This is a genomic window from Roseateles aquatilis (assembly GCF_002205645.1).
Taxonomy (GTDB): domain Bacteria; phylum Pseudomonadota; class Gammaproteobacteria; order Burkholderiales; family Burkholderiaceae_C; genus Roseateles; species Roseateles aquatilis.
On the sequence record NZ_NIOF01000007.1, the window covers coordinates 235645 to 261705 of the forward strand.

25 protein-coding genes and 1 riboswitch are annotated in these 26061 nt (G+C 70.8%); of the genes, 16 read left to right on the top strand and 9 right to left on the bottom strand.

Features of this window, described 5'->3' with window-relative positions; translation table 11 throughout:
* Positions 1 to 71: 71 nt before the first annotated feature.
* Positions 72 to 842 carry a phosphatase PAP2 family protein gene (locus tag CDN99_RS16900; RefSeq protein WP_088386050.1) on the bottom strand — a complete coding sequence of 257 codons (771 nt, stop codon included), beginning with the start codon at positions 840 to 842 and terminating at the stop codon, positions 72 to 74.
* Positions 843 to 1070: 228 nt separating this feature from the next.
* Between CDN99_RS16900 and CDN99_RS16905 the strand changes: the two genes are divergently transcribed.
* From CDN99_RS16905 to CDN99_RS16930, 6 genes are all read left to right on the top strand, one after another.
* On the top strand, positions 1071 to 1733 hold the full coding sequence (locus tag CDN99_RS16905; RefSeq protein ID WP_088386051.1) for a response regulator transcription factor: 663 nt from the start codon (positions 1071 to 1073) through the stop codon (positions 1731 to 1733).
* Positions 1730 to 3037 carry a sensor histidine kinase gene (locus tag CDN99_RS16910; RefSeq protein WP_238139561.1) on the top strand — a complete coding sequence of 436 codons (1308 nt, stop codon included), beginning with the start codon at positions 1730 to 1732 and terminating at the stop codon, positions 3035 to 3037. The genes CDN99_RS16905 and CDN99_RS16910 overlap by 4 nt, the downstream gene beginning before the upstream one ends.
* An 85-nt stretch (positions 3038 to 3122) precedes the next feature.
* Positions 3123 to 4112 carry a KpsF/GutQ family sugar-phosphate isomerase gene (locus tag CDN99_RS16915; protein WP_088386052.1) on the top strand — a complete coding sequence of 330 codons (990 nt, stop codon included), beginning with the start codon at positions 3123 to 3125 and terminating at the stop codon, positions 4110 to 4112.
* Complete coding sequence (locus CDN99_RS16920) at positions 4112 to 4729, top strand: KdsC family phosphatase (RefSeq protein ID WP_088386053.1); 618 nt, start codon at positions 4112 to 4114, stop codon at positions 4727 to 4729. The genes CDN99_RS16915 and CDN99_RS16920 overlap by 1 nt, the downstream gene beginning before the upstream one ends.
* Positions 4729 to 5436 (top strand): LPS export ABC transporter periplasmic protein LptC, encoded by a 708-nt coding sequence (gene lptC / locus CDN99_RS16925; protein WP_088386054.1) that lies wholly within the window; start codon positions 4729 to 4731, stop codon positions 5434 to 5436. The genes CDN99_RS16920 and lptC overlap by 1 nt, the downstream gene beginning before the upstream one ends.
* Entirely contained in the window at positions 5433 to 6209 is a 777-nt protein-coding gene (locus CDN99_RS16930) for an SDR family oxidoreductase (RefSeq protein ID WP_088386055.1), read from the top strand. Before lptC ends, CDN99_RS16930 begins: the two co-directional genes overlap by 4 nt.
* 117 nt (positions 6210 to 6326) lie before the next feature.
* Here CDN99_RS16930 and rbp read toward each other — a convergent pair whose 3' ends face one another.
* Positions 6327 to 6818, bottom strand: a complete 492-nt coding sequence (gene rbp / locus CDN99_RS16935) for an RNA-binding regulator (RefSeq protein ID WP_088386056.1) — start codon at positions 6816 to 6818, stop codon at positions 6327 to 6329.
* A gap of 332 nt (positions 6819 to 7150) precedes the next feature.
* Here rbp and CDN99_RS16940 point away from each other — a divergent pair, with 332 nt between their 5' ends.
* The 5 genes from CDN99_RS16940 (at position 7151) to CDN99_RS16960 (ending at position 13518) form a co-directional block, all read left to right on the top strand.
* On the top strand, positions 7151 to 7993 hold the full coding sequence (locus CDN99_RS16940) for a helical backbone metal receptor (RefSeq protein WP_088386057.1): 843 nt from the start codon (positions 7151 to 7153) through the stop codon (positions 7991 to 7993).
* 8 nt (positions 7994 to 8001) lie between these two features.
* On the top strand, positions 8002 to 8739 hold the full coding sequence (gene creB / locus CDN99_RS16945) for a two-component system response regulator CreB (RefSeq protein ID WP_088386155.1): 738 nt from the start codon (positions 8002 to 8004) through the stop codon (positions 8737 to 8739).
* Between the two features lie 6 nt (positions 8740 to 8745).
* Positions 8746 to 10302 (top strand): two-component system sensor histidine kinase CreC, encoded by a 1557-nt coding sequence (gene creC, locus CDN99_RS16950; protein WP_088386058.1) that lies wholly within the window; start codon positions 8746 to 8748, stop codon positions 10300 to 10302.
* A 72-nt stretch (positions 10303 to 10374) separates the two neighbouring features.
* Positions 10375 to 11778, top strand: a complete 1404-nt coding sequence (creD, locus tag CDN99_RS16955) for a cell envelope integrity protein CreD (RefSeq protein WP_088386059.1) — start codon at positions 10375 to 10377, stop codon at positions 11776 to 11778.
* 72 nt (positions 11779 to 11850) lie between these two features.
* Complete coding sequence (locus CDN99_RS16960; RefSeq protein ID WP_088386060.1) at positions 11851 to 13518, top strand: GMC family oxidoreductase; 1668 nt, start codon at positions 11851 to 11853, stop codon at positions 13516 to 13518.
* 50 nt (positions 13519 to 13568) lie between these two features.
* Here CDN99_RS16960 and CDN99_RS16965 read toward each other — a convergent pair whose 3' ends face one another.
* Positions 13569 to 14945 (bottom strand): leucyl aminopeptidase family protein, encoded by a 1377-nt coding sequence (locus CDN99_RS16965; RefSeq protein ID WP_088386061.1) that lies wholly within the window; start codon positions 14943 to 14945, stop codon positions 13569 to 13571.
* A gap of 174 nt (positions 14946 to 15119) precedes the next feature.
* Positions 15120 to 15503 (bottom strand): thioredoxin family protein, encoded by a 384-nt coding sequence (locus CDN99_RS16970; protein WP_088386062.1) that lies wholly within the window; start codon positions 15501 to 15503, stop codon positions 15120 to 15122.
* Between the two features lie 241 nt (positions 15504 to 15744).
* Here CDN99_RS16970 and CDN99_RS28695 point away from each other — a divergent pair, with 241 nt between their 5' ends.
* Positions 15745 to 15906 carry a hypothetical protein gene (locus CDN99_RS28695; RefSeq protein ID WP_158218863.1) on the top strand — a complete coding sequence of 54 codons (162 nt, stop codon included), beginning with the start codon at positions 15745 to 15747 and terminating at the stop codon, positions 15904 to 15906.
* A gap of 48 nt (positions 15907 to 15954) precedes the next feature.
* On the opposite strand, the gene CDN99_RS16975 is transcribed toward CDN99_RS28695, so the two are convergent.
* The 4 genes from CDN99_RS16975 to CDN99_RS16990 are packed head-to-tail and all read right to left on the bottom strand — an operon-like array spanning position 15955 to position 20644.
* Positions 15955 to 18267, bottom strand: a complete 2313-nt coding sequence (locus CDN99_RS16975; protein WP_088386063.1) for a DEAD/DEAH box helicase — start codon at positions 18265 to 18267, stop codon at positions 15955 to 15957.
* A gap of 58 nt (positions 18268 to 18325) precedes the next feature.
* Positions 18326 to 19444 (bottom strand): hypothetical protein, encoded by a 1119-nt coding sequence (locus CDN99_RS16980; RefSeq protein WP_088386064.1) that lies wholly within the window; start codon positions 19442 to 19444, stop codon positions 18326 to 18328.
* A 31-nt stretch (positions 19445 to 19475) separates the two neighbouring features.
* Positions 19476 to 20006, bottom strand: coding sequence for a hypothetical protein (locus CDN99_RS16985; RefSeq protein WP_088386065.1), 531 nt, complete (start codon positions 20004 to 20006; stop codon positions 19476 to 19478).
* Positions 20003 to 20644, bottom strand: a complete 642-nt coding sequence (locus CDN99_RS16990; protein ID WP_158218864.1) for an RNA polymerase sigma factor — start codon at positions 20642 to 20644, stop codon at positions 20003 to 20005. Before CDN99_RS16990 ends, CDN99_RS16985 begins: the two co-directional genes overlap by 4 nt.
* 567 nt (positions 20645 to 21211) lie before the next feature.
* Between CDN99_RS16990 and CDN99_RS16995 the strand changes: the two genes are divergently transcribed.
* A complete protein-coding gene (locus CDN99_RS16995; RefSeq protein ID WP_375134450.1) occupies positions 21212 to 21973 on the top strand; it encodes a sulfite exporter TauE/SafE family protein in 762 nt (253 codons plus the stop codon).
* A 97-nt stretch (positions 21974 to 22070) separates the two neighbouring features.
* Positions 22071 to 22889 carry an HDOD domain-containing protein gene (locus CDN99_RS17000; RefSeq protein WP_088386067.1) on the top strand — a complete coding sequence of 273 codons (819 nt, stop codon included), beginning with the start codon at positions 22071 to 22073 and terminating at the stop codon, positions 22887 to 22889.
* A gap of 48 nt (positions 22890 to 22937) precedes the next feature.
* Here CDN99_RS17000 and CDN99_RS17005 read toward each other — a convergent pair whose 3' ends face one another.
* Positions 22938 to 24233 (bottom strand): GGDEF domain-containing protein, encoded by a 1296-nt coding sequence (locus CDN99_RS17005; protein WP_141100835.1) that lies wholly within the window; start codon positions 24231 to 24233, stop codon positions 22938 to 22940.
* A gap of 138 nt (positions 24234 to 24371) precedes the next feature.
* On the opposite strand from CDN99_RS17005, the gene CDN99_RS17010 reads away from it, so the two are divergent.
* Together CDN99_RS17010 and CDN99_RS17015 are read left to right on the top strand one after the other, a co-directional pair.
* Entirely contained in the window at positions 24372 to 25115 is a 744-nt protein-coding gene (locus CDN99_RS17010; RefSeq protein WP_088386069.1) for a hypothetical protein, read from the top strand.
* A 79-nt stretch (positions 25116 to 25194) separates the two neighbouring features.
* Positions 25195 to 25366, top strand: a riboswitch (FMN riboswitch).
* 109 nt (positions 25367 to 25475) lie between these two features.
* Positions 25476 to 26036, top strand: coding sequence for a 6,7-dimethyl-8-ribityllumazine synthase (locus CDN99_RS17015; RefSeq protein WP_088386070.1), 561 nt, complete (start codon positions 25476 to 25478; stop codon positions 26034 to 26036).
* Positions 26037 to 26061 lie beyond the last annotated feature (25 nt).

Sequence of the window (26061 nt, forward strand, 5' to 3'; positions counted from 1 at the left end):
TCGGATCTCCTGGGAATCGGGTTGGCGGAGCGCCGATTCTGCGGAGCGGGCAGGCTTGGGACCAGTCCCGGTCAGGAGACCGCGACGTCCGCGTGGGCAACCGGCGCGGCCGGGGTGACTGGCGGCTGAACGGGATCGGCGGCTGAGGGGCCTGCCGGCGCGACGCTCATGAACGGCGCCGCGGCCACGGCCAGCGTCCAGCAGATCCAGGCCGTCCACATCGTGTGGCTGGGATAGTGGGCGCCCCGCGCGAGCTGCGCGAACCCGTACAGGCAGCCCAGCATCATCACGCCCGTCAGCGCCGCCCGGGCCTGCCGGGGGTAGGCACGCCGGAGCATGAAGTAGAAGCTGAAGAAGGCGAAGGCCGAGCTCGCATGGCCGGACGGGAAGCAGTGCCCCGGTCCGCCGTCAAGCACGCCGAAGCTCCAGTGCGAGACGTAACGCGCGGTGCCGCCGAACTCCGCCAGGTCCCACGGGCAACTGGTCGTGCTGCCCTGCTTGATCATCGGGATCAGGAGCAGGCTGATCGTCGTCAGCGCCACCGCGCCCCAGCGCTCGCGGCGCGTCAGGCCCGGCCACAGCGGCCGCACGGCATTGACCAGCAGCACCACCGCCAGGCCCGTGGCGACCCAGCGCCCACCCACGTGCAGCACGCCCGAGGTCAGCCAGTACTCGCGCAGCGCGAAGCCGTCGACGCGGCCGAAGAGCCGCACCACCGCCAGATCCCAGCCGGCCAGGTCCCACAGCGCCAGCACGGCCAGCCCCAGCAGCGCGACCGCGATCGCGCGGCCGGTGCGCGGCAACGCGGTCAGGAAGGGCACGCCCCCGACGGGTGCCGGCATCGCGGCGGCGTCCGGGCCGGCGGAAACATCGCTGAGGGAATGGTTTTTCACGGAGCGCAGTGGGCCCCCCAGGACTGAAGTCCTCCTGAAGCGAACCTGAAGCCCGGCTGAAGACGAGGGGGCGGGGTCGCTTTGCGTGACGGACCTCTCGTTCCGAGGTCGCGCGGCTGCTATCGTCTCCGCCGGAATTGCCTCACACGTCCGGCGCCACGATCGCCGGGAAGCCTCATGCGACTGCTGCTGCTGGAAGACGACGAACTGCTGGGCGAAGGCCTGCGCGACTATCTCCGCGCCGAGGGCCACACCGTCACCTGGGCCCGCCGGCTGTCGGAAGTGCTGCCACGCCAGCACGAGGAGTTCGACGCGCTGCTGGTGGACTGGCAACTGCCCGACGGCTCCGGCCTCGACTGGCTGCGCGGCCTGCGCCAGCGCGGCGTGTCGACGCCCGCGCTGATGCTGACCGCCCGCGATCTGCTCGCCGACCGGCTGCAAGGCCTGGACGGCGGCGCCGACGACTACCTGGTCAAGCCCTTCGCGCCGGAGGAACTCGCCGCCCGGCTGCGCGCGGTCAGCCGCCGCCACGTCGGCGCCAGCAGCTCGCAGCGCCGCTATGGCGATGTCGGTCTCGATCTGGCCGCCAAGCGCGCCACGCGTGACGGCCATCCGGTCGAGCTGACCGCGCGCGAGTGGGCCGTGCTGGAAGCGCTGGCGCAGCGCGCCGGCCGGCTCTATCCGAAGCGCGAGCTGGAGTTGCAGGTGATCGGCGACGACGCCGAAGTGCAGAGCAACGCGCTGGAGGTGCACGTGTCCAGCCTGCGCCGCAAGCTGGGCCGCGAGCTGATCGAGACCGTCCGCGGCCTGGGCTACCGCCTCGGCCCGGAGGCCGCGTGAGCAACGCGCCCGCGCGCCGCCCGTCGATCGCCGGCCGGCTGGCCCGGCAGCTGCTGCTGATCTCGATGTTCTGGGCGCTGCTGGCCGGCGTCTCGGTCTGGCTGGTGGTGCAGGAGGAAGTGGACGAGCTGCTGGACGAGACGCTGCAGGCGTCCTCGCAGGTGCTGGGCCAGCTCCTGCGCCAGCGCCTGCCGATGCCCGCCGAGATCGCCGACAGCGATGATCTCAGCACCCATTTCGCCTGGCAGCTCGTCGGGCCCGGCGGCACGCTGCTGCACCGCTCGCCGCTGGCGCCGGTCAAGCCCTGGCGGCTGCCGCCCGGCTTCAGCGACTGGGAGGATGACGGCACCGACGGCGACGACTGGCGCGTGCACGTCCGCCCGCTGCCCACCGCCGCCGGCCCCGGCTGGCTGATGGTGGCCCAGACCAGCGCCGAGCGGAAGGAGGTCCGCACCCGTGTCGGCCTGGCCAGCGCGTTCTCGGCGCTGCTGGTCGGCGGCTTGTGCATGGTGTGGCTGAACCGGCGCGCGCGCGACGAGCTCGCGCCCCTGGCTGACCTGACCGAGGCCCTCGCGCAGTACGACCCGCTCGACAGCCGCCAGTTGCTGCCCGAGCAGCAGCGGCGCGAGCTGGCGGCGATCCGCGCCGCGGTGCTGGACCTGGGCCAGCGGCTGGCGCAGCGCGTCGCCAACGAGCGCGCCTTCAGCGCCCACGCGGCGCATGCGCTGCGCACGCCGCTGGCCGGCATGGACGCGCAACTGGCGATGGCGCTGCGCGAGGCGCTGCCCGAGCAGCGCGCCCGCCTGCAGCGCACCCGCGAGGCCGGCGACCGGCTGCGCCGCGTCGTGACGGCGCTGCTGACGCTGTTCCGCACCGGCATGAGCCTGCAGTGGCAGCGGCTCGACCTGATCATGCTGCTGTCCCACCTGCCGCTGCCCGACGGCCTGATCCTCGACACGCCCGACCAGGCCTGGCTCGACGCCGACACGGATCTGCTCGCCGCCGCGCTGATCAACCTGCTGGACAACGCCTGCCGTCACCGCGCCACGCAGCTCCGCCTGCGCGTCCATTCGCAGCCCGGCGGCGGCACGCTGCTGACCCTGACCGACAACGGCGAGGGCGTGGCGGAGTGGCAGCGCGTGGACCTCAACGACGCGCTGGAACGGCAGCAATACGAGGGTCGCATGGGACTGGGCCTGATGATGGCGGACCTCGTCGCCCGGGCCCATGGCGGCGGCCTGCGGCTGCCCGTCGTGGCCGAGGGCTTCGCGGTCGAATTGCGGCTCGGGCCGGCGCCGATCTGAGCGCCGCGGGCGCTCGCGCGCCGTGGTCGGCGGGGTGGTCCCGCTCCGGTGCGCCGGAGTGCCGACGGCTACACTTTCGCCCTGTATGACGACCCACGCCGCCCTCACCCATTCCCGCGCGCTCGACGTTGCGCGCCAGGCCTTGCAGGTCGAGGCCGAGGCGCTGCTCGCGCTGGGACCTCGCCTCGATGAATCCTTCGAGGACGTGATCCGGCTGATCCTGTCCTGCGCCGGCCGCGTGGTCGTGATGGGCATGGGCAAGAGCGGCCACGTCGGCCGCAAGATCGCCGCGACGCTGGCGTCCACCGGCACCCCGGCCTTCTTCGTCCACCCGGGCGAGGCCAGCCATGGCGACCTCGGCATGGTCACGCCCGCCGACGTCGTGCTGGCGCTGTCCAACTCCGGCGAGAGCGACGAGCTCAACGCCATCATCCCGGTGCTCAAGCGCCTGGGCGTGAAGCTGATCGGCATGACCGGCGGCGCGACGTCGTCGCTGGCCCGTCACGCGGACTTCGTCCTCGACTCGCGCGTGGCGCAGGAGGCCTGCCCGTTGAACCTCGCCCCCACCGCGAGCACCACCGCGCAGATCGCGCTCGGCGACGCGCTGGCCGTGGCCCTGCTCGACGCGCGAGGATTCCGCGCGGAAGACTTCGCCCGCTCGCACCCCGGCGGCTCGCTCGGCCGCAAGCTGCTGACGCACGTGCGCGACCTGATGCGCGCCGGCGACGCGCTGCCGGTGATCGCGGCCGACCTGCCGCTGCTCGACATGATGCGGGTGATGTCCGACAAGGGCCTGGGCTGCGCGATCCTCGTCGAGGCCGACGGCCGGGTCGGCGGCATCTTCACCGACGGCGACCTGCGCCGCCTGATCGAGCGCGGCACCGATCTGCGCGGCCTGACCGCGCGTCAGGTGATGCACCCCCACCCGCGCACCGTGCCCGCCGATGCGCTGGCCGTCGACGCGGCCGATCTGATGGAGTCGGCGCGCATCACGTTGGTCCTGGCCGTCGACGACGCACAGCGTCTGCAAGGCGCGATCAGCATCAACGACCTGATGCGCGCGAAGGTGATCTGATGAGCGACTCTTCCTCGACTTCCCCCGTGGTCCGCGAGCTCCGCCCCGCGCTGCGTTTCCCGGCCGAGCTGCTGCTGAAGGCGCAAGGCCCGGCCCTGGGCCTGAAGGCGGCGATCTTCGATGTCGACGGCGTGCTGACCGACGGCCGCATCTACCTGAGCGAGCGCGGCGAGGACTTCAAGGCCTTCGCCACGCTGGACGGCCACGGCATGAAGCTGCTGGCGCAGGGCGGCATCGTGCCCATCGTCATCACCGGTCGCGACTCCCCGGCCGTGCGCCGCCGCGTCGCCGACCTCGGCCTGCCGCACGCGGTCTACGGCGCGAAGAACAAGCTCGCCGCCGCGCAGCCGCTGCTGGACCAACTCGGCGTGAGTTGGGCGGAAGTCGCCGTCATCGGTGACGACTGGCCCGACCTGCCGCTCATGGTGCGCGCGGGCTTCGCCTGCGCGCCGGCCCAGGCGCATGCCGAGACCAAGGCCGCCGCGCACCACGTCACCGACGCGGCGGGCGGGCACGGCGCCGCGCGCGAGTTCTGCGACCTGCTGCTGATGGCCGCCGGCAAGTACGCCGAGCTGCTGCAAGGCCACCTCGAGACCCTGGACGGGGGTCACGCCTGATGGCCGCGTTGGCTCCGCCGCCGACCGGACCTCGGCGCCGCGCGCCCCCGCTGTCGGGGCGCCTGCAATCGCTGCTTGCCAGCTACGTGCCGCTGCTGCTGATGGCGATGCTCGCGGCCTTCACCTGGTGGCTGATCAAGAACACGCCGCAGCTGGAAGCGCCCCGCGAGCGCGCCGCGCCGCGCCATGAGCCGGACTACCGGATGAACGGCTTCGAGCTGGAGCGCTTCAGCAGCGACGGCCGTCTGGAAGGCCGCGTGCTGGGCACCGAGATGCGGCACTACCCGGACAACGACACGCTGGAGATTGACGTGCCGCAGCTGCGCGCCTACGGCAAGCAGGGCGAGCTGCTGGTGGCCGACGCGCAACGCGGCCTCTCCAACGGCGACGGCAGCGAGGTCCAGTTGCTCGGCGACGTGAAGGTCAAGCGCTACCCGGGCGGCGACCCGAACGGCAGGCCCGATCTGGAGCTCTACGGCGAGTTCCTGCACGCGTTCGTGCCGCAGCAGAAGATCCGATCCCACCTGCCGGCGCGCGTCATCGGCATGGGCGGCGAGATGCAGGTGCGCAGCTTCGAGTACGACCAACTGACCGGTCAGCTGCACTTCAGCGGCGGCGGCCGCGCGACCTTCAGCGCCAGGCCCGGCGCCCGTGCCGCGGTGCCCGCCAAGGCCGCATCGGCCGCCTCGCCCGCCCGCAAGCCATGAGCCGTCTCGTCTACATCACCGGGGCGTCGAGCGGCATCGGTCAGGCGCTCGCGCTGCAGTACTACCGCGAGGGCTGGTCGCTGGCGCTGGTCGCGCGCCGCGCCGAGGAACTCGACGCCTGGGCCGTTCGGCAGCATCTGGAGCCGTCGCGCTGGCGCGTCTACCGCGCCGACGTCAGCGACATCGAGGCGATCGCGGCCACCGGCCGTCGCTGCATCGCCGAGCAGGGCCTGCCCGACGTCGTCATCGCCAATGCCGGCATCAGCATCGGCATGGACACGGCGATCTATGAGGACCTGGCGGTGATGCAGCGCCTCTACGCGACCAACAACATCGGCCTGGCCGCGACCTTCCACCCGTTCGTGACGCCGATGCGCGAGCGCCGCAGCGGGACGCTGGTGGGCATCGCCAGCGTCGCAGGCATCCGCGGCCTGCCGGGGCATGGGGCCTACTGCTCCAGCAAGGCGGCGGTCTTCAGTTATTGCGAGAGCCTGCGCGGCGAATGCCGGCCCGATGGCGTCCAGGTCGTGACCATCGCCCCGGGCTACGTGGACACGCCGCTGACGCGCGAGAACCGCTACAGCATGCCATTCCTGATGCAGCCGGAAGACTTCGCGCGCAAGGCGTTCGAGGCGATCTCCGCGGGGGCACGGGTGCGCTTCATCCCATGGCAGATGGGCGTGGTCGCCCGCGTGATGCGGCTGCTGCCGGGCGCCGTCTTCGATCGCTTGCTGGCCGGCCGGCCGCGCAAGCACCGCCAGGGCGAGTCCTGACGCCAGGCGGGATCGGCCGGCGCGACCGGCCGTCATGACGCCGCGGGCAACGCGTCCGCAGCCCAAAGAGAAAGGGCGCTCCGAGGAGCGCCCTTGTCATTTCGGGGTCAGGCCCGATCAGTAGCCGCCACGGCCACCGCCGTAACCACCACCGCCGCCGCTGCCGCCGTAGCCGCCACGGCTACCGCCGCCGCCGCCGCCACCGCCGTAGCCGCCGCGGCTACCGCCGCCGCCGCCACCACCACCGTAGCCGCCGCCACCGCCGCCACCACCGTAGCCGCCACGGCTACCGCCGCCGCCGCCACCGAAGCCGCCACGGCTACCGCCGCCGCCGAAACCACCACCGCCGCCCGGGCGATCTTCACGCGGACGAGCCACGTTCACGACGATCGCGCGGCCTTCCAGCGCTTGGCCGTTCATGCCGTTGATGGCAGCTTGCGCTTCATCGTCGGATGCCATTTCCACGAAGCCGAAGCCCTTGGAACGACCGGTCTCGCGATCCATCATGACCTTCGCGGACGTGACGGTGCCGAATTGCGAGAATGCCTCCTGGAGCGACTCATCGCGCACGCTGTAAGCGAGGTTGCCCACGTATAACTTGTTTCCCATGGGGAAGCCCTTTCAAAACCAAATAACCCAATGTGCTGCTTCAACCCATCGTGAACCACTCATACGAAGGCGCTGCATTCAGGCAATCCGATTATGTGTGACGGGATTGGCGGTTCGCAACGCGTCAAGCCGGCTGTTGTTTTTCAGCTTCTGCGCACAAACCCCGAGCAGTCGCCAGAGGCGTTGAACAGCCGGCGCCTCCGGCTCAGTGATATGGCAAAACCTGCTCCCGACCCCCACCCGCCGGCGCTCGGTGTTTTCCACTATCCGGATGTACCCGGAGCTCCTTCCACCCATCGGAGGGCCCCGGAACGTCACCGAAAGCCCGCTCCATGAGCGCCCCACGCATCGTTTCGCTGGTGCCCTCAGTCACCGAACTCCTGATCGCGCTCGGCCTGGGGCCGTGGGTCGTCGGGCGCACGGGCTTCTGCGTCCACCCCGCCACCGCGGTGGCGTCCATCCCGAAGGTGGGGGGTACCAAGGACGTCAATCTGCGCAAACTCCGCGCGTTGGCACCGACCCATGTCGTCATCAACATTGATGAGAACCGCCTCGAAACGGCCGAGGCCTTGCGCGCGTTTGTCCCCCATGTGGTGGTCACCCACCCGTGTGAGCCTGAAGACAACCTGACGCTGCTCGCCCAGATGGTGGAGGTTTTTGCCGCCGAAGTGGGACAAGCCACCGCTCCGACGGGAAGGATCGACACGCCCGAGCCCGTCGGGCGCCCGGACGCCGCCGACCTGCGCGACCGCGCCGCGCGGCTCGCGGCACGGCTGGACGAAGAACTGGCCGCTTGCCGCGGCCGCGCTTGGCCGCCGCGCCGGGTCCTGTACCTGATCTGGCGCGACCCCTGGATGACCGTCGCGCGCGACACGTACATCGCCCGCATGCTGGAACAGGTGGGCTGGTTGACCTGGCCGGCGGTCACCGGCGGCCCGCACGGCGCCGCGCGTTACCCCGCGCTGACCGGCGCCGAGCCCTGGCTGACGCAGGTCGACGAACTGCTGCTGAGCTCCGAGCCCTACCGTTTCGGGCCGGAACACCTCGCCGAGGCGCAGGCGCTGTGCCCCAACGCACGCGTGCGATTGGTGGATGGCGAGTTGATCAGCTGGTACGGCCCGCGCGCCGCGCAAGGGCTGGCCTACCTGCGCGGACTGGCCGAAGCTCCGCGATGATCGGGCCCATGAACCGGCCCCCGCCGTCCACGCCCGCCGCCGTCCCTCACGCTTCCGGCATCCCGGGCACCGCTCCGCGCGTGCTGCTGCTGGAGGACGACCCGGCGATCGCGCAGACCGTCTGCTTCGTGCTGGAGCGGGAGGGCTTCCGCGTCCAACCCTGCGGCTGGCTGCATGAAGCGCGCGCCCAGCTCGCCGCCGGCGCGGCGGACCTGGCCATCCTGGACGTCGGCCTGCCGGACGGCAACGGACTGGACCTGTGCCGCGAGCTGCGCCAGGGCCCACACGCCCGCCTGCCGGTGCTGGTGCTGAGCGCGCGCAGCGAAGAGGGCGACAAGGTGCTGGGGCTGGAGCTGGGCGCCGACGACTATCTGGCCAAGCCCTTCAGCCCGCGTGAGCTGGTCGCGCGCGTGCGGGCGCTGCTGCGCCGCGCGCAGGCACCGCTGGAGCCGCCCGCGCCGACGGTCGCCGGCTTCAGCGTCGAAGCCGGCTCGCGCGTGCGCTTCCATGGCGAGCTGCTGCCGCTGACGCGCCGCGAGCTGGGCTTGCTCCTGTGCCTGCTGGAGGCGCCCCGGCGCATCCTCACCCGCGAGCACCTGCTCGACGCCGTCTGGGGCATGGACGCCGACAGCGGCGACCGGACCGTCGACACCCACATCAAGACGCTGCGCGCCAAGTTGCGCCAGGTCCGTCCCGACCTCGACCCCATCCGCACCCACCGCGGCATGGGCTACTCGCTGGAGTGACGCGGGATGCGCCTCGGCCTGCGGCTGTTCCTCGCCTTCTTCCTGGTCGCGGGCCTGAGCGCCTTCATCCTGCTGCGCGTCGTGCTGGGCGAGTTCAAGCCCAGCGTGCGCGAGGTGATGGAAGACATGATGGTCGACACCGCCAATCTGGTGGCCGAGCTGGCGCGCGATGAACTCGCCGCGATGCCGCCGGGCGGAGACCTGACCGGCACGCGATTCGCGCAGCGCGTGCGCGACTACGCGGAGCGGCCCGTCGACGCCCGCATCCTGAGCGCCCGCAAGCGGACGCTGGACTTCCGCATCTACGTCACGGACGCGACCGGCCGCGTGGTGCTGGACACCAGCCCCGCGCCGGCGACCGGCCAGGATTACTCGGCCTGGAACGACGTCGCCCGCACGCTGCGCGGCGAGTACGGCGCGCGCTCGACCATCGAGGCGCCGCTGCTCACGCCCTACGGCAATGCCGGCGACCTGGGCAACGGCAGCGACGCCAAGGGCAGCCCGGTGATGTACGTCGCGGCGCCGGTGCGCGTCGATGGCCGCACCATCGGCGTGGTGGCCGTCGCCAAGCCGGCCGCGGCGGTGCAGCAGATCATCTACCGCGCCGAGCGCCGCATCTGGATCGCCGGCCTGACCTTGCTGGCGGTGTCGCTGGCGGTGGGCATGGCCGTCACCTGGTGGATGGTGACGACGGTGCGCCGCCTGCGCCGCTATGCGCAAGAGGTGCAGCTCGGCCAGCGGCAGCCGCCGCCGAAGGTGCCGGGCGAGTTGGGCGAACTCGCCGGGGCGATGGACGCGATGCGCGAGCGCCTCGACGGTCGCGAACACCTGCAGCATGTGGCGCGCGCGTTGACGCACGAGCTCAAGAGCCCGCTCGCCGCGCTGCGCGGCGCCGGGGAGTTGCTGCAGGAAGACCTGCCCGAGGCCGACCGGCAGCGCTTCGCCGCGCAGGTCGTCGCGCAGAGCGAGCGCATGACGGAGATGGTCGAGCGCCTGCTCGAGCTCTCCACGCTGGAGCTGCGGCGCGGGCCGGAGCATCCGCGGCCGGTGGCGCTCGACGCGGCCGTGGACGAGGTGCTGGTGCAACTGGGTGACCGCCTGGTGCAGCAAGGCCTGACGGTGCGCTGGCAGCATCGCGAGCGCGTCCTGCTGCAGGCGGACGCGGAGCTGTTGTCCTTGGCGATCAGCAACCTGATCGCCAACGCGGTGGATTTCTCGCCGGTGGATTCGACGCTGGACTTGCGGGTCGGCGTTGATGCCCGGCCCGTCGACGCGCCTGCTGGCTCGATCACCGCCGCGAGTCAGCGGGACCGATGCGCCTTCTTCGAACTGCGCGATCACGGCCCCGGCGTGCCGGTCGGCGCCTGGTCCCAGCTCGGCCAGCGATTCTTCTCGACCGCGCGCCCGGGCAGCCTGCGCAAGGGATCGGGTCTGGGTCTCGCGATCGTGCGGCAGATCGCCGGCCTGCATCGCGGGCGGCTGTGCTTCGAGCCTGCCGAGCCCGGCCTGCGCGTGCGCCTCGAGTTCGACGACTTCACTGTCGCCTCACAAACTTCGTCCTGAGCTCACCGACGCTGCCGAGACTGCGCCGTCCCGAGGAGCCCGGCATGTGCCGATGGGCGAGGAGGCGGAGCGATGCGAATCAAGGCGCTGTGGTGGAAGTTGGTGATCCTGGGCGGCGTGACGCTGCTGCTGATGATCGTGCTGGCCCGGATCGGCTGGCTGGTGGACGAGCGCCAGCAACGCCAGCGGGCCGCCGAGGCCGGCGTGGCGGCGGCGCAGGCGGGACCGCAGGTGGTGCTGGGGCCGTTGGTGCAGCGCAATTGCAATGAGCAATGGATCCCGCCCGATCCCCGGGAACAGCCGCAGCGGCGTGACTTCGTCCTGTCGGCGCTTCCGGCGCAACTGGTCGTCGACGGCACGCTCAATCAGGAGCGCCGCGTCCGGGGGCAATTCAAGATCAATGGCTACGCCGGCACGCTGACGATGGACGCGCGATGGGCCACGCTGGCGGCGCTGACGCCAAGCGCCCAGCACGGCGGCAAGGTGAGCTGTGACGACATGCGGGTGGTCGTCGCCTTCAGCGACTCGCGAGGCCTGCGGTCGGTGGCGATCAAGCGCGGCACCGACGCGCTGTCGATCGAGCCGGGCACCGGCAACGACAACTATCCGCGCGGCCTGCAGGCGCCGCTGCGCGGCTTGAAGCTGGACGATCCACTCGAACTGACGGTCTCGGTGAGCCTGGTCGGCATGAGCGATTTCGGCCTGGTGCCGGCTGCGTCCGCGACGCAGGTCAAGCTGCGTTCCGACTGGCCGCATCCGAGCTTCGGCGGACGCTTCCTGCCGGTGACCAGCCGCGTCGACGCGACCGGCTTCGAAGCGACCTGGCAGGTGTCCGAGCTGGCCACCACCGCGCTGCGGGACGTGCGGGCCGGGCGCTCGCTGCCGACCGTGGACCGCGATGCCGACGCGGACATGCCCTACGCGATGCCCGCGAAGGTGCCGTCCGACGGCAAAGGCGCGACGATCACCGACGCGTTGGCGTTCTCGATGATCGATCCGGTGAATCCATATGTGATGAGCGATCGGGCGATCAAGTACGGCCTGATGTTCATCGTCCTGACCTTCGTCAGCGTGGGTCTGCTCGAACTGCTGGCCGGGCGCCGCGTGCATCCGGTGCAGTACCTGCTCGTCGGATTGGCGATGACGCTGTTCTTCCTGCTGCTGCTGAGCCTGTCCGAGCACCTGAGCTTCGCGATGTCCTATGCGCTCGCCTGCGCCGCGGCGATCGGGTTGCTGACGTTCTACGGCGCCTCGATGCTGGGCTCCTGGTGGCGAGGCCTGGGTTTCGGCGCGCTGGTCGCGACCTTGTACGGCGCGCTGTTCGTGCTGCTGAATCTGGAGAAGGCCGCCTTGCTCGTCGGCGCGCTGCTGCTGTTCTCCATCCTCGCGGCTGTCATGACGCTGACACGGCGCATCGATTGGTACGAATTGGGACTGGGAGGGCGGATTCTGAACAGCGAGGGCGAATCTACGTAGGAACGTGGTTGCCGGTCGCCAGCCGCTCCGTCAGCATGGGGTCTCACATAGAACCAGAACGACAGCACACCCATGGGCGGAGACAACGACAACCGGTTCGACTACATCATCGTGGGCGCCGGCACGGCCGGCTGCCTGCTGGCCAACCGGCTCAGCGCGGATCCCCACAAGCGGGTGCTGCTGATCGAGGCCGGCGGCCGCGACGATTACCACTGGATCCACATCCCCGTCGGGTACCTGTACTGCATCGGCAACCCCCGCACCGATTGGCTGTTCAAGACCGAGCCTGACCCGGGCCTGAACGGACGCAGCCTGCGGTACCCCCGCGGGAAGGTGCTGGGCGGGAGCTCCAGCATCAACGGAATGATCTACATGCGGGGCCAGAGCCGCGACTACGACGGCTGGGCCGCCGCCACCGGCGACGACGCCTGGCGCTGGGACGGCGTGCTGCCGTTCTTCCGCCAGCATGAGGACCATTGGCGGCTGGACGCCGGCGGGGAGCGACCGCCCGGCTTCGACGCGGCGCTGCACGGCCACGGCGGTGAATGGCGCGTGGAGAAACAGCGCTTGCGCTGGGCGGTGCTCGATGCGTTCGCCGAGGCGGCGCAGGAGGCCGGCATCCCCGCGACGCCCGACTTCAATCGCGGCAACAACGAGGGCGTCGGTTACTTCGAGGTCAATCAGCGCGCGGGCCTGCGCTGGAACACGGCCAAGGCCTTCCTGCGGCCCGCGGCCTATCGGCGGCCCAACTTCGAGATGTGGACCTGCGCGCAGGTGCAGCGCCTGCTGTTCGAGACCGTCGACGGCGAGACGCGCTGCGACGGCGTGCTCGTGCGCACGCCCCACGGGCTGGAGGAAGCGCGCCTGGAGCCGGGCGGCGAGGTGCTGCTGGCGGCCGGCGCGATCGGCTCGCCGCAGTTGCTGCAGCTGTCGGGCATCGGCCCGGCGGCGCTGCTGCAACGCCACGGCATCGCGGTGGTGAAGGACCTGCCCGGCGTCGGCGCCAATCTGCAGGACCACTTGCAGATCCGCGCGGTGTTCAAGGTGGATGGCGTCAGCACGCTGAACACGCTGGCGTCGAGCTGGTTCGGCAAGGCCCGCATCGGGTTGGAATACGCATTGCGCCGCACCGGTCCGATGAGCATGGCGCCGTCGCAGCTCGGCGCCTTCGCCAAGAGCAGTCCGGACAAGGCCTGGCCGGACTTGCAGTACCACGTGCAGCCGCTGTCGCTCGACGCGTTCGGCGAGCCGCTGCATGGCTTCAATGCGTTCACCGCCAGCGTCTGCAATCTGAATCCCACCAGCCGCGGCACCGTCATGATCCGCAGCGCCGACGCGGCCGATGCGCCATCGATCGCGCCCAACTACCTGAGCACCGATGAGGACCGCCATGTCGCGGCGCGGAGCCTGCGCTTGACGCGACGCATCGTGTCGCAGCCGGCACTGGCCCGCTACCGGCCGCAGGAACACAAGCCGGGCGTGCAGTTCGAGAGCGACGAGGAACTCGCCCGACTGGCCGGCGATATCGCGACGACGATCTTCCATCCGGTTGGCACCTGCCGCATGGGACCGGTCGACGACGCGCGGGCCGTCGTGGACAGCCGGCTCCGGGTACGGGGCGTGAAGGCCCTGCGCGTGGTCGATGCGAGCGTGATGCCGACGATCACGAGCGGCAACACCAACTCGCCCACGCTGATGATCGCGGAGCGGGCGGCGGCCTGGATCGTGGCCGGGGAGTGAGGCCGATGCCCGGCACTCGGTCGGTGACCGGGTGCCAGGCGATCAGGCGATCAAGCGGCGAAGCGCTCTTCCAGGTAAGCCAGCAGCGTGCGGATGGTCTGCGCCTCGCCACCGATGGGCCGGCCGGGGCGGTTGACGTCGTTCCACGCGAAGAGGTCGATGTGCAGCCAGTCCTGCTGTTCAGGGATGAACGCTTCCAGGAACAACGCCGCGTTGATCGAGCCGGCGAGCGCGTTACGACCGGTGTTGACGATGTCTGCGATGCCGGAGGTGATGCCTTCCTTGTAAGGCGCCCACAGCGGCATGTGCCACAGCGGGTCGTCCATCTTGAGGCCCAGGTCGACCAGGTCGCGCGCGGTGTCCATGTGCTTGGAGAACAGCGCCGGCAACTGCGCGCCCAGCGCGATGCGGGCGGCGCCGGTCAGCGTGGCCAGGTCGATGATGAGCTCCGGCTTGAACTCGGCGGCATAGGCCAGCGCGTCGCACAGGATGACGCGGCCTTCGGCGTCGGTGTTGCCGATCTCGATGTGCAGGCCGGCGCGGGTCTTGACCACGTCGCCCGGCCGATAGGCGTTGCCAGCGATCGAGTTTTCCACCGCCGGGATCAGCACCTGCAGGCGCACCGGCAGCTTGAGCGCCATGATCAGCGTGGCCAGGCCCAGCGTGTTGGCGGCGCCGCCCATGTCCTTCTTCATCTGGCGCATGCCGTCCGGGGTCTTGATGTCCAGGCCCCCGGTGTCGAAGCAGACCCCCTTGCCGACCAGCGTCAGACGCGGATGCTTGTCGCTGCCCCAGTTCAGCTCGATCAGGCGCGGCGCGCGGGTGCTGGCGCGGCCGACGGCATGGATGGCAGGGAAGTTCTTCTTCAGCAGGTCGTCACCGACGACTTCCTTGAACTTCGCGCCGTGCTGCTTGCCGACCATGGCCGCGGCCTTGGACAGCTCCTCCGGACCCATGTGCTCGGCCGGGGTGTTCACCAGGTCGCGCACCGCGGTGATGGCGGTGGCCAGGGCCAGCCCACGCTGGCCGTCGGCGCTGCTCTTGATCAGCAGTTGGGCCGGTTGGCGCTTGCGCGGCTTGTAGAGGTCGAATTGGTAGCAGCCCAGCTCCCAGGACAGCGCGGCGGCTTCATCCTGAAGGGGGACGCCGTCAGCGGACAGCGTGTAGTCGCCTTCCGGCAGCGCCAGCGGCAGCGACGACAGCGCGAACGGGTGAGCCGTGTGGGCCACGCCCGCGAAGACCTGGGCCAGCTTGCCGTCTTCTCCCGGGACCAGCGCGAAGGTGTCCGGCGCGGCGGAGAAGCCGAGCGTCGCCAGCCATTGCTGGGTGCGCTTGGGCAGCTTCGGGGCAAGGGCCTGATAGGCGGCGCGGTCCAGCGCCAGGATGGGCGTGGCGCGAGCCACCGAATTCTTGAATTGGACGTTCATCGGATCGCGGTCGGCCGCGGGTCGCGCGGATGACCGGCAAGTATGTTGGCGGTGGCGCATTCTCGCCTGCGCACCACCTTGGGACCGAAGGTCGTCGTCACCCCGATGGGCGGTGGGTGGATGAGGTGCGGGGGAAGCCTCAGCCGGCCGCAAGGCATCGGCCGCGCCGGACGCTCAGCAGGACTGGCGCAGCCTCGACAACAGCGACTGCGCCGCGGCCGTGGTGCCGGTGGGCGCCGACGGGCTGGCGGCGGACATGGTCGGGTTGTCCTCGGCCGCCTGGATCAGCCGCTGGGCGGCGGCGGGTTGCGGCAGCACCGGTCCGATGAAGCACACCCGGTCGCCCCGCCCGATGAGCAGGGTGGGGAAGGTCTCCACCTCCAGATCGTCCACGAGCTCCGAGTCGTCCTCGATGTCCACCCACACGAACCGCGCCTGGGGATGCTGATGGCGCAGCGCGGCGAAATCGTCGCGGTAGGTGTCGCACACCCGGCACCAGGCGGCGCACAGACAGGCGACGAGCAGTTCGTCTTGCGGCGGGAAGGGGACGGCGGACATGGGGTCGGAGCTTAGCGAGAAAGGCGGGTGGGGACAGGTTGGCATGCGCAATTCCTTGCCTGTGGGGACCAAGTCTCCGCTGTTCGCAGAACGGCCAATGCACTCATATGGTGCATCATGCGTGACGATGGCGCGAGCTTTGTTGGGAATTGTGAAATGGCTGTCAACGAGGCTCCGACGGCCCGCGTTAGCTGGCACAAAGCGGTCATCCCCCCGCTCGGAAGCCAGAAGGTCCAAGACCATGATGAAGTCCCAGTCCCATACCGAGTCCACCCAGCGTCGCGTGCCGATGCCGGAGCTGAGCAGTGACAAGGGTCGCAAGCACGAGGCGTTCGAAGTGCCCAGCCTCGGTTGCGACCGCCGCAGCGTCGCCCGCGCCCTGCGTTTCGACCGCAAGCGCTGATCCCCGCGGCGGGCCTGCCACCGGCAACCCCGCCGCCAGACGCCGCGCTCAGTCGTCCTCGTCCACCGACGGCTGAAGCGGCGCCAGCAGCCGCTCGATCTCCGCGGCGCTGAATTTCTCCAGACGTTCTCCCCCGTCACGGCCCAGCAGGCCGTCCGCGAGCGCCCGCTTGCGGGCCTGCAGTTCCAGCATCCGCTCCTCGATGCTGCCCTCGATCACCAGTTGATGGACGAAGACCGGCCGGGACTGCCCGATCCGGTGCGCCCGCGCCTGCGCCTGGGCATCCACCGCCGGGTTCCACCAGGGGTCGACCTGGATCACCGTGTCGGCCGCCGTCAGCGTCAACCCCACCCCGCCGGCCTTCAGGCTGACCAGCATCAGCGGCGCTTCGCCCGCCTGGAAGCGGCGCACCACCTCGCCACGCCGCGCCTCCGGGGTCTCGCCGGTCAGCTTCAGCAGCGGGACCTTCGCCGCGGTCATCGCCTCCTCGATCAACGCCAGCATCCCGGTGAACTGCGAGAACACCAGGATCGTCCGCCCCTGGGCGATCAGCTCGGGCACCTTCTCCCGCAACCAGTCCAGCTTGGCGGCCTCCATGCCGGCCGGGATCTCGATGCCCGGCACCAGGCGCGGATCGCAGCAGACCTGGCGCAGCTTCAGCATCGCGTCCAGTACCGTGATCAGCCCGCTGCCGAACAGCTCGGACTGCGCCAGCAACCGCCGCACCAGATGGTCGCCACCGATCCGGACGCTTTCATAGAGTTGACGTTGTCGCCCTTGCAGGGGAATCCGCTGGGTGAGCACCGTCATCGGAGGGAGGTCGGCGGCGACCTGCTCCTTCAGCCTTCGCAGAATGAAAGGGCGCACGCGGGACGCCAGCTCCCGGGCACGTTCGGCGCTGCCGTTCTGCTCGATCGGCTTGCGCCAATGGCGGGCGAACTCCCGCGATTCACCCAGATAGCCCGGCATCAGGAAGTCGAATTGGGTCCAGAGCTCGCCCAGATGGTTCTCCAGCGGCGTGCCGGTCAGCACCAGGCGCTGGGCGGCCTGGAAGCGGCGCAAGGCGCGGGCGGCACGGGAGCGCGGGTTCTTGACGGCTTGCGCCTCGTCCAGGATCAGCACCGAGAACACCGGCCTGGCCAGCGCCCGCACCTCGCGCCAGGCCAAGCCATAACTGCACAGCAACAGGTCGACCTCGCCGAGCCGCTTGAGCACGTCGCCGCGCTCGGACGGGTCCGACAGCGTCGCCACGCGCAGGCCGGGCGCGACGAGGGCGGCCTCCTTCACCCAGTTGAAGATCAGCGAGGTCGGCGCGACGACGAGCGCCGGCGCCGTCAAGCCGCCCGCCTGCTTCTCGGTCCACAGGTGGGCCAGCGCCTGCGCCGTCTTGCCCAGGCCCATGTCGTCGGCCAGGATGCCGCCCAGCTGTTGCCGCTGCAGGTACTTGAGCCAGGCCAGCCCCTGCAACTGATAGGGCCGCAGCGTGATGCCCAGCCCCTCGGGGTGATCGGGCACGCGGGGCGGGCCGGCCTGGCGCAGCCGCTCCCACAACGCGCGCAGTTCGGCGGCGCCATGGACCTGCCAGCGGCTGTCGGGCACGTCGAGCGCCGACAGCCGCGCCGCCTCCCACGACGTCAGCTGGATCGGCGCCCGGCGCGAGCGTTGCGCGACAAGGATCTCGAGCAGGTTGAGCATCAACCGCTTCAACGGCGCGGCCGTCGTGTGCAGGCGCCGTCCGCCGGGCGCGCGCAGACCGATGATGGCGTCGTCGTCGATGCCGGAGATCGCGTCGGCATACAGCCAGCGGCGGTCCTTGCGCAGCAGGTCCCAGATCATCGGCGCGAGGTCGACGCGCTGGCCCTGCACCGTCACGCCCAGGCTCAGCAGCCACGAGCCCTTGCGGCGCGACAAGCCGAGCGTCGGGACGCGCCCGGGCGCGGCCAGCTCCACCGGCCCGGCATCCGCGCCGTCATCGGGCTGGACTTCCAGCGACCAGGCGTCGATCGCCAGGCTGTGATGGGCGAAGCCGGGCGCGAACTCGATCTCCCAGCCCAGCGCGCGCAAGCGCGGCACCTCGTCGGCGGCGAAGTCCGCGAACTGGTCCTCCTGCTCCAGCGTCCAGCACGGCGTCAGGCCGCGGCCGAACGAGGCATCGCGCCACTGCAGCATGGACACGTCCACCGCATGCAGCGGCAGGGCCTGCCACTGCGTGATGCGGGCCTCGTCCTGCAGGCCGCGCGTCATCCGGATCAGCGTGACCCGGTCGCCGCGCGGGCCCAGCTTGCCGTGCGGCCTCATGCCGAGCAGGCCGTCACCGCGGTTCAGCGTCTGCAGGATCAGTCGAGGGGGGAGCGCCGTCATCGGCCGGCATTGTCGGCGCTGCGCGCCTGCCGTCGCGGCGTCGACGCCCCCGTGACCGTCAACCCTGCTTCGCGTCCTTGCCGTCCTTGCCTTCCCTGGGCTTGCGCGGCGTCGGCACGCCGGTCTTCTGATAGTCGCCGGGGACGTGCATCAGCGCGGCGTCGGGCTCGGCACGGCGCAGGTTGCGGAGCTGGTAGTTCTGCTCGCCATTGCGCGGGTCCTTGGTCTGGGCGCTGACGGTGATCTTCAGCTCGGGCGAGGTCCAGATCTCACGCGTGATCACGATCGGCTTCTCATTGCCGATCTTGCCGGCGGGGATGGTCGAGGTGGTACGTCCGCCGGTCACCTTGACGCCGTCGATCTCGCGCGGCGGCAGGTTGTTCAGGCGGCTGTCGTCGCCGGTGACGATCAGCGGCTCCATGCGCATCGATACGCCCACGGGGATCGGCGACATCGGAGCCATGGGCGCCATCGGCGTCTCGATGCGGATCAGGCGGACGTCCTGGCCGGTCTCGCCCGGCGCGATCACCACCGCGGTCGGCGCATTGGGCGCGGCCGGGGGAGCGGGCGGCTTGGGCGTGGCGCGCGGCGCGGACTCGCCGCTGGCGAAGGCCTCGCGGACGCGCTCGCCGTGCTCGCGGGCCCAGTCGCGCATCTTGCGGGCGTAATCGCGCATCTTGTCGTTGTACTCCCGCATCTTCTCGCTGTGCTCGCGCTGCGCCTCGGCATCGATGCGGCCGCCGAGGTATCGCGCGGTCTTCTTGTCGGGGTCCAGCAGCCAGTTCTCCCCGCTGACCGGATCACGCAGATAGACGTAGCGGCGCCCCTGACGCTCGACCTCCTGGCGCGTGCGGCCCTCGCCGTCGCGGCACAGCTGGCTGGTCTGCTGATGGACGATGCGGTTGCCGTCGGCCAGCGACTGGACGGTCTCGTGCACCGCCTGCGCGCAGTACGGCGCGCCCTTGACGACGCGCTCGGCGCTCAGGATGTGGCCGGCGATGCCGGCCTCGATCATCACCGGCGTCGTCAGCTCCGGGACGGGGGGAACGGGCGGCACGAGCGGCGCGGCTGGCACGGCCGGCACGGCGGGCGCCGGCGGTGCCTCGGGAGCGTCGTGCTGCGCCTGGACCGCGGTGGCGGCGATGGCCAGGGCGAGGGCGGTGAGGGAAGTCTTCATGGCGGTCTCCGGGGGAAAGAGGGAGGGGATCTCAGGGCAGCACGCGCATCGCGAGCACATCGCCGGAGGCATGCACCAGCAGCTCGGCGTGCACCGGCTCGGCGGCGGCGGCGGGGTCGTAGGGCAGGCCCAGCAGCGCCAGCCGTTCGCGGGGGACGTCGGTGGGCACCAGCCAGGCCGTGCCCGCGCCGGCTTTCTCGTAGGCGGCCCAGCGGTCGGCGGACACCAGCACGATGAAGTCGCTGCCGCGCGCCACCGTGGCGCCGGATTCGCCCGGCGGCGCCGTGCCCAGCAGCCAGACGCAGGCGACCAGCACCGTCGCGCACAGCGCCGGCCCGGCGAGCGCCCAGCGCCAGCCGACGCGGCGCACCGAGCGTTGACGGGTGGCGAAGCTCGCGCGCATCGCCTGCAGCACCGCGTCGTCGCGGCCGGGTTCCGGCGCGCGCTGTCGCAGGTCGTGGCCGGATGCCCAGAGCCAGTCGGCCAGGCGGGCAGTGCGCGGCGACTGCGGGCCGCCGGGCGGCGAGCCCGAGGGGGAGGAGGGGTCGTGTGTCTTCATCATGCGGACTTCGATGAGCGTTCGACGGCGGGCGCCGCGTCCTGCAACGCGGCCAGGAGACGCGCGCGGCCGCGGTGCAGCCGGGTGCGCAACGTGTTGAGCTCGACACCGGCGATGCGGGCGGCGTCGACATAGGAGCGTTCCTGCAGGTCCACCAGCACCACCGCCTCGCGGAAGGTCCATGGCAGCGCCTGCATCGCGGCCCACAGGCGCGCCTGGTCCTGCGCGCGGACGAGTTGCTGCTCGGGCGCCTCGACGTGGTCGCCGTCGTCGGCGTCCGTGTCGTCATGCGCCACCGGCTGATCGCGCCACCGCCCCAGCAGGTGATGCCGCGCCATGCCGGCGAGGTAGGCACCGAGGCTGCCCCTGCCCGGGTCCCAGCCCTCGGGCCGCCCAGCGAATTGGACGAAGGCGTCCTGCATCGCGTCGGCCGCGAGGTCGGCCTGGCCGCACAGCGCCAGCGCATAGCGGTAGACGCCCGGCGACTCGCCCCGATAGAGCGGTTCGAGCGCGCCGGCGTCGCCGTGACGCAGGCGGCGCACCAGCGCCTCGCTGGCGGCGGCGTCGGCGGCCCGCGTGGGCGGCGGGTCGGGATCGTTGTTCAGGCGGGCGCGGCCGGCCATGCGTGTCCAGAATCTCATCGGGGCGTTCGGCGAAGGGCGAGGCGTCGTTCGGACGGGAGGTGTCGTCTCCCAGCATGAACGTATTGCGCCAGCGGCTCCAAAAGTTCCCGGCGACCTGTCATGTCGCTTCACGTCACGTCGTGCCACGCCACATCGCGTCGATGCCGACCGTCGCGGCACCTTCGTTTCAGGGGTATGACACATCCGCGCCACACGGGCGCCCCCCGCCCGCCGGGCGAGAACAGTGCGGCGGGCGATGTTCGCCAAATGCGACGGTGTTGATGTTTTCGCGAAAGTAAGGGCCGGCTAACTGTTCCAGAATGGTGCAGACGCCGGGTGAAAACCCCAAGTGCGTGCGTGGAATGCCGGTCCTAGGATCCGCCCACTCGACGCGACTGTCATGCGAATGGTGGTTGCCTACGGGGGCTGAGGAGACAAATAGATCAAAGCAACACCAACGAATCGCAGTGACACTGTCACAATTCGCGGGCACCTGAACAGGTGCCCGCTTTGTTTTTGTGGCCCGTCGCGAGAGGCGTCGCGGCCCGCGTTCGCGGCCGAAGCCGCCCTTGCGAGTCGTTGTCGATGATCGAGTTGTTGACGGCAGCCGTCGCCTCCCTGGCGGCCGGTTTTGTCGATGCCGTGGTGGGCGGCGGCGGGCTGATCCTGGTGCCCGCGCTGTTCAGCGTCTACCCCAACGCCGCGCCGGCCACGCTGTTCGGCACCAACAAGGGCGCCGCGATCTGGGGCACGGCCTGGGCCACCCACCAATACGCCAAGCGTGTGTCGCTGCCCTGGTTGTCGCTGATGCCGGCCGCCGTGGCCGCGCTCGTCGGCAGCTTCTGCGGCGCGTGGGCGGTCACGCAGGTGGACCCGAGCGGGCTGCGCAAGGTGCTCCCGGTGATCCTGCTGGGCGTGCTGCTGTACACGCTGGCGAAGAAGGACCTCGGCCGCCTGCACGCGCCTCGCCACGCGGCCACCGCGCAGACGCTGATCGCCAGCGCGATCGGCCTGGTGATCGGCTTCTACGACGGCTTCTTCGGCCCCGGCACCGGCAGCTTCTTCGTCTTCCTGTTCGTGCGGCTGCTGGGCTTCGACTTCCTCCACGCCTCCGCCACCGCCAAGCTGCTGAACACCGCCACCAACTTCTCCGCGCTGATGCTGTTCGTCAGCAAGGGCCACATCTGGTGGCACGTCGCGGCGGTGATGGCGGTGGCCAACGTCGTCGGCAGCCTGGTCGGCACCCGCATGGCGCTGGCGCGCGGCGCCGGGTTCGTGCGCGGCATGTTCGTCGTGGTCGTGTCGCTCCTGATCCTCAAGACCGGATGGGACGCGTTCCTCCGCTGAACGCCCCGAGAACATTTCGTGACGCGGCGTCCGCCAAAGGCGGGATGCCGGGCCCCCTTCCCCAGGGATACCATTGAACAAACAACCGCCGCTCACCATGCCTGTCGATCCACAACTGCGTGCGCTGGACATCGAGATCCCCACCCAACCGGAAGTCCTGGTCAAGCTGTCGCTGCTGATGGCGGACGAGGACATCGACCTGCAGGCCGTGTCGGGGCTGGTCGAGACCGACATGGCGCTGGCCGCCGCCGTGCTGAAGGCGGTGAACTCCTCGCTCTACGGCCTGCGCGGCCGGGTGCAGACGGTGCACCAGGCGCTGACCTACCTGGGCATGCGCGAGGTCGCCGCGATCACCTTCGAGATGGGCCTGCGCGCCGCCTTCCCGCCCGCCGTCGAGCTGGAGCCGGTCTGGGCGCGCGCCGCCAAGCGCGGCCTGCTGATGGGCCGCATGGGCCAGATGCTGGGCGTGGACCCGTGGGCCGCGCACTCGGCCGGCCTGTTCGAGGAATGCGGCAAGGCGGTGCTCTACCGTCACGCGCCGGGCCATTACCCGGCCATGCTGCGCGCGGCCAGCAGCGATCAGGAGCTGGTGCAGCTCGAACACACCGCGTTCGGCGTCAGCCATGACGCGCTGGGCGCGGCGCTGTGCGAGAGCTGGGGCCTGGCGCCCGCGGCCGTCGCCAGCGTGCGTTACCACGTCCAGCTGCAGCACGACCTGCGCATGCCCGAGGCGATGCAGCGCCGCGGCGTGGGCGCGATCTCGCTGATCGCATGGACGCTCATGAACAAGCCCGAGACGCTGGACGAGACCGTCATGGACATCGCGCCCCAGGCACAGCTCGACGAGACGCTGATGCTGCGCGCCGCGCGCCGCGTCGAGGAGCAACTGCAACAGGCCGAGGACCGCGGCCGCTGATCGCGCCGCGCGCCCGGCCTCATGGCCGCGGCGGAGTCGCCGCGGTACTCACGACGCCAGGCACAGGCGGTCGCGGCCCATGTGCTTGGCGAGATACAACGCCTCGTCCGCCGCCTGCATCAGCGCCTGCGGGCTGAGGTAGGGATGGCCCGGCTGATACGCCGCGAGTCCGGCGCTGACGGTCACCACGTCCGCCGTCATCGCCTCCTCCGGCAAGGCCCCGTGTGGCAGCGCCAGCGCGCGCCACGCCTCGCGCAGCGACTCCATCAGCCCTTGCGCGGACTCCGCGTCGAAACCCGGCAGCAGCACCGCGAATTCCTCGCCGCCCAGCCGCGCGACCACGTCGGTGTCGCGCTGGAAGTGCTCGGCGAGCAGGCGGGCGAGCCGCCTCAGCACCTCGTCGCCGGCGGCGCGTCCGTGACGGTCGTTGAACGGCTTCAGATGATCGACATCGAGGATCGCCAGCGCCAGCCGGCCCTGGTCCCGCTGCGCGCGCTTGAACTCGCGCCGCAGCGCGAGATCGAATTCGCGCCGGTTGGCGATGCCGGTCAGCGCGTCATGACGCTCCATCGAGGCGAGCTCGCGCCGCTTCGCCTCCAGCGAGCGCTCCGCCTGCTGCAGCGCGCGGTGTTGGCGCGAGATCTCCTCGCGCAGCTCCCGGCCGCGCGATTGCTCGCGATGCAGCTCGTCGCCCAGCGAGGTGCGGACATGGTCGATGGCCTGCTCCAGCTGCAGCAGCTCGCGCGGTCGTGTCTCGCCCGGCTCCAGCCAGCCGAGCGACGGCGGCGGCAGCGTCGGATCGAAGCGGCTGGCCTGATCCGAGAGGCGCCGCAGGTGGCGCAGCAACCAGCGGTCCAGCAGCAGCGCCGCGCCGATCCCCAGCGCCGTCACCATCGCCAGGTGGATCAGCGTCGAGCGCAGCAGCGGGTCGCGGCGCAGGGTGTCGCCCATCGTCGCGGCGGTCGCCTGCAGGCGCAGTTCGCCGCTGTCGGCGAGGGAGAACTCGGCGCTCTGGCCGGGCTCTGCGTCGTCGTCGGACAGCGCGCGGAACTGCTCGCCGCCGCGCGTCTGCAATTCGACGCTGCGCAGGTTGTGCCGGGTCAGGATGTGGCGGAGCAGGCCCCGCACGGCCTCGGGCCGGTGCTCCTGCTGCAGGCTGTAGGCCAGCGGTCCGGCATACAGCAGCGGGATGGCGCTCAACTCGGCGTCGGTGCGCGCGGCGCGTTGCCGGGTGTCCTCGCGCAACTGCCAGCCGCTGGACAACGCGACGAGCAGCATGCCGAACACGAACAGCGCCAGCATCGAGCGCGCCCCGACAGAAATGCTGATGGCCTTGTGGGTCATGGGTGGATGCACGCTGTGCAACAAAGTCCCGCAAATCGCCTCCGATCGATTGTGCCGAGCAAATCTCGCTGGTTTCCCCGGGGAAACTCCATGCGGGTTGGACCCTGACAATCGCCGTCGATGGTCTCAGGGGGTGAGATGAATGAACAGGGGATCAACCGCCTGTCGCGGGCCTTGCGTGACGCGCCCTGCCGAGGGATCGGACGGGCTGCCGCGAGGGCGCTCGCGCTGGCCGGGCTGCTGACAGCGGCCACCTCGCCGGCCCTGGCGGATCCGGGCTACTACCTCGTGCGGCCGTACAGCGAGGCGGGCCAGACCACGGTCGACCTGCGCTACTGGAGCGTCGCGCCCCCCGACGAGGCCGCGACGCTCTGGCCGGAGCTGGGCTTGCGCCACGGGGTGACCTCGCGCTGGAGCACCGAGCTGCTGCTCAGCTGGATTGGTCCGACGATGCGCGAGCAGACGCTGAGCTCGATCAACTGGGTCAACCAGGTCCTGCTGACGCAAGGCGACACGCCCTACGACCTCGGGCTGCACGTCCAGTTGATCCGCAACCGCGGCCAAGGCAACGCCATCGAGGTGGGCCCGATCTTCCAGACCGAATGGGGCCTGACGCAGTTCAACCTCAACGTGTTCTGGGCCCATGACGCGGCGTCGCGGCGGCAAAACCAGGCCAAGCTGCAATGGCAGGGGCTGTATCGCTGGCAGGCCGACTGGCGCGCCGGTCTGCAGGGTTTCGCGGAGCCGAAGTCCTGGCGCGCGGGCCCGGTGCTGAAAGCCCGCCTGGACGCCCGCGTGGAGCTGACGGCGGCCTACCTGTGGGGGAACACCTACCGCAGCCGGGGCGATATGTTCAGCGCACAGCTGCAAATGGGGTTTTGATCGCGCCGCGCCGACGCGGCAGGGTGCCTTGCCTAGAATCCGCCCGCCCCGCTCGCCTGTCCTTGGAAGGCAAGCGGGGCAGCGTTCTCAGGGCGGGGCGAAATTCCCCACCGGCGGTATCCAGGCCCGGTCGCCAGACCGATGACCCTGGGAGCCCGCGAGCGCCCGGCACCGCCCTTGCGGCGCCGGGGTCAGCAGACCTGGTGAGAGGCCAGGGCCGACGGTCACAGTCCGGATGAAAGAGATCGCGTCCATCGTCGGCCGTGCGCCGGCGCGTGCCCTCGTGCATGCGCTCGCGCCGGGCCGCGTTGTGCGTGCGCGCCCTGATTCATTCACCTTGCCATCGTGCACAGGGTCACCATGAATCAGACCAGTCAGACCAACCTGTCCCACTCGACCGCCGCTGCTGGCGGTGCTCATCCTTCCCACGTTTCGTCGGCGTCCTCGGGCTCGCCCCGCGTCGGTGGCGATCGCGTGCCGCGCGTGGCCATCGTGTCCGCGACCTGGCATGCCGAGCTCGTCGGCCGTTGCCGCGAGTCCGCGATCCGCGGCCTGCAGTCCGCCGGCCCCGTCCACGTCGAGACCTTCGAAGTCCCCGGCGCATTCGAAATCCCTCTGCATGCGATGAAGCTCGCGCGCAGCGGGCAGTTCGACGCGGTGCTGGCCTGCGCGCTGGTCGTCGACGGCGGCATCTACCGGCACGAGTTCGTTGCACAGGCCGTCATCGACGGGCTGATGCGGGCGCAGCTCGATACCGGCGTGCCGGTGTTCTCGGCCGTGCTGACGCCGCAGGCCTTCCATGAACACGCCGTCCATCACGGCTTCTTCCATGAGCACCTGGTGTCGAAAGGCACCGAGCTGGCCAGCGCCTGCCGCGCGACGCTGGCGGCACTGCGCCGGCTAGAGGCGCTGACGGCGTGAACGGCGGGCGGCCCGGTCATCGGGC

What these genes read in the sequence shown, in the direction of transcription:
- rbp (WP_088386056.1), bottom strand. Translation starts at nt 6,818, where the DNA reads ATGGGAAACAAGTTATACGTGGGCAACCTCGCTTACAGCGTGCGCGAT.
- CDN99_RS16960 (WP_088386060.1), top strand. Translation starts at nt 11,851, where the DNA reads ATGGGCGGAGACAACGACAACCGGTTCGACTACATCATCGTGGGCGCC.
- CDN99_RS16990 (WP_158218864.1), bottom strand. Translation starts at nt 20,644, where the DNA reads ATGAGATTCTGGACACGCATGGCCGGCCGCGCCCGCCTGAACAACGAT.
- CDN99_RS16920 (WP_088386053.1), top strand. Translation starts at nt 4,112, where the DNA reads ATGAGCGACTCTTCCTCGACTTCCCCCGTGGTCCGCGAGCTCCGCCCC.
- CDN99_RS16975 (WP_088386063.1), bottom strand. Translation starts at nt 18,267, where the DNA reads ATGACGGCGCTCCCCCCTCGACTGATCCTGCAGACGCTGAACCGCGGT.
- creD (WP_088386059.1), top strand. Translation starts at nt 10,375, where the DNA reads ATGCGAATCAAGGCGCTGTGGTGGAAGTTGGTGATCCTGGGCGGCGTG.
- CDN99_RS17015 (WP_088386070.1), top strand. Translation starts at nt 25,476, where the DNA reads ATGAATCAGACCAGTCAGACCAACCTGTCCCACTCGACCGCCGCTGCT.
- CDN99_RS16965 (WP_088386061.1), bottom strand. Translation starts at nt 14,945, where the DNA reads ATGAACGTCCAATTCAAGAATTCGGTGGCTCGCGCCACGCCCATCCTG.
- lptC (WP_088386054.1), top strand. Translation starts at nt 4,729, where the DNA reads ATGGCCGCGTTGGCTCCGCCGCCGACCGGACCTCGGCGCCGCGCGCCC.
- CDN99_RS16995 (WP_375134450.1), top strand. Translation starts at nt 21,212, where the DNA reads ATGATCGAGTTGTTGACGGCAGCCGTCGCCTCCCTGGCGGCCGGTTTT.
- CDN99_RS28695 (WP_158218863.1), top strand. Translation starts at nt 15,745, where the DNA reads ATGATGAAGTCCCAGTCCCATACCGAGTCCACCCAGCGTCGCGTGCCG.
- CDN99_RS16905 (WP_088386051.1), top strand. Translation starts at nt 1,071, where the DNA reads ATGCGACTGCTGCTGCTGGAAGACGACGAACTGCTGGGCGAAGGCCTG.
- CDN99_RS17005 (WP_141100835.1), bottom strand. Translation starts at nt 24,233, where the DNA reads ATGACCCACAAGGCCATCAGCATTTCTGTCGGGGCGCGCTCGATGCTG.
- CDN99_RS16900 (WP_088386050.1), bottom strand. Translation starts at nt 842, where the DNA reads ATGCCGGCACCCGTCGGGGGCGTGCCCTTCCTGACCGCGTTGCCGCGC.
- CDN99_RS16980 (WP_088386064.1), bottom strand. Translation starts at nt 19,444, where the DNA reads ATGAAGACTTCCCTCACCGCCCTCGCCCTGGCCATCGCCGCCACCGCG.
- CDN99_RS16985 (WP_088386065.1), bottom strand. Translation starts at nt 20,006, where the DNA reads ATGATGAAGACACACGACCCCTCCTCCCCCTCGGGCTCGCCGCCCGGC.
- creB (WP_088386155.1), top strand. Translation starts at nt 8,002, where the DNA reads ATGAACCGGCCCCCGCCGTCCACGCCCGCCGCCGTCCCTCACGCTTCC.
- creC (WP_088386058.1), top strand. Translation starts at nt 8,746, where the DNA reads ATGCGCCTCGGCCTGCGGCTGTTCCTCGCCTTCTTCCTGGTCGCGGGC.
- CDN99_RS16940 (WP_088386057.1), top strand. Translation starts at nt 7,151, where the DNA reads ATGAGCGCCCCACGCATCGTTTCGCTGGTGCCCTCAGTCACCGAACTC.
- CDN99_RS16930 (WP_088386055.1), top strand. Translation starts at nt 5,433, where the DNA reads ATGAGCCGTCTCGTCTACATCACCGGGGCGTCGAGCGGCATCGGTCAG.
- CDN99_RS16970 (WP_088386062.1), bottom strand. Translation starts at nt 15,503, where the DNA reads ATGTCCGCCGTCCCCTTCCCGCCGCAAGACGAACTGCTCGTCGCCTGT.
- CDN99_RS17010 (WP_088386069.1), top strand. Translation starts at nt 24,372, where the DNA reads ATGAATGAACAGGGGATCAACCGCCTGTCGCGGGCCTTGCGTGACGCG.
- CDN99_RS17000 (WP_088386067.1), top strand. Translation starts at nt 22,071, where the DNA reads ATGCCTGTCGATCCACAACTGCGTGCGCTGGACATCGAGATCCCCACC.
- CDN99_RS16915 (WP_088386052.1), top strand. Translation starts at nt 3,123, where the DNA reads ATGACGACCCACGCCGCCCTCACCCATTCCCGCGCGCTCGACGTTGCG.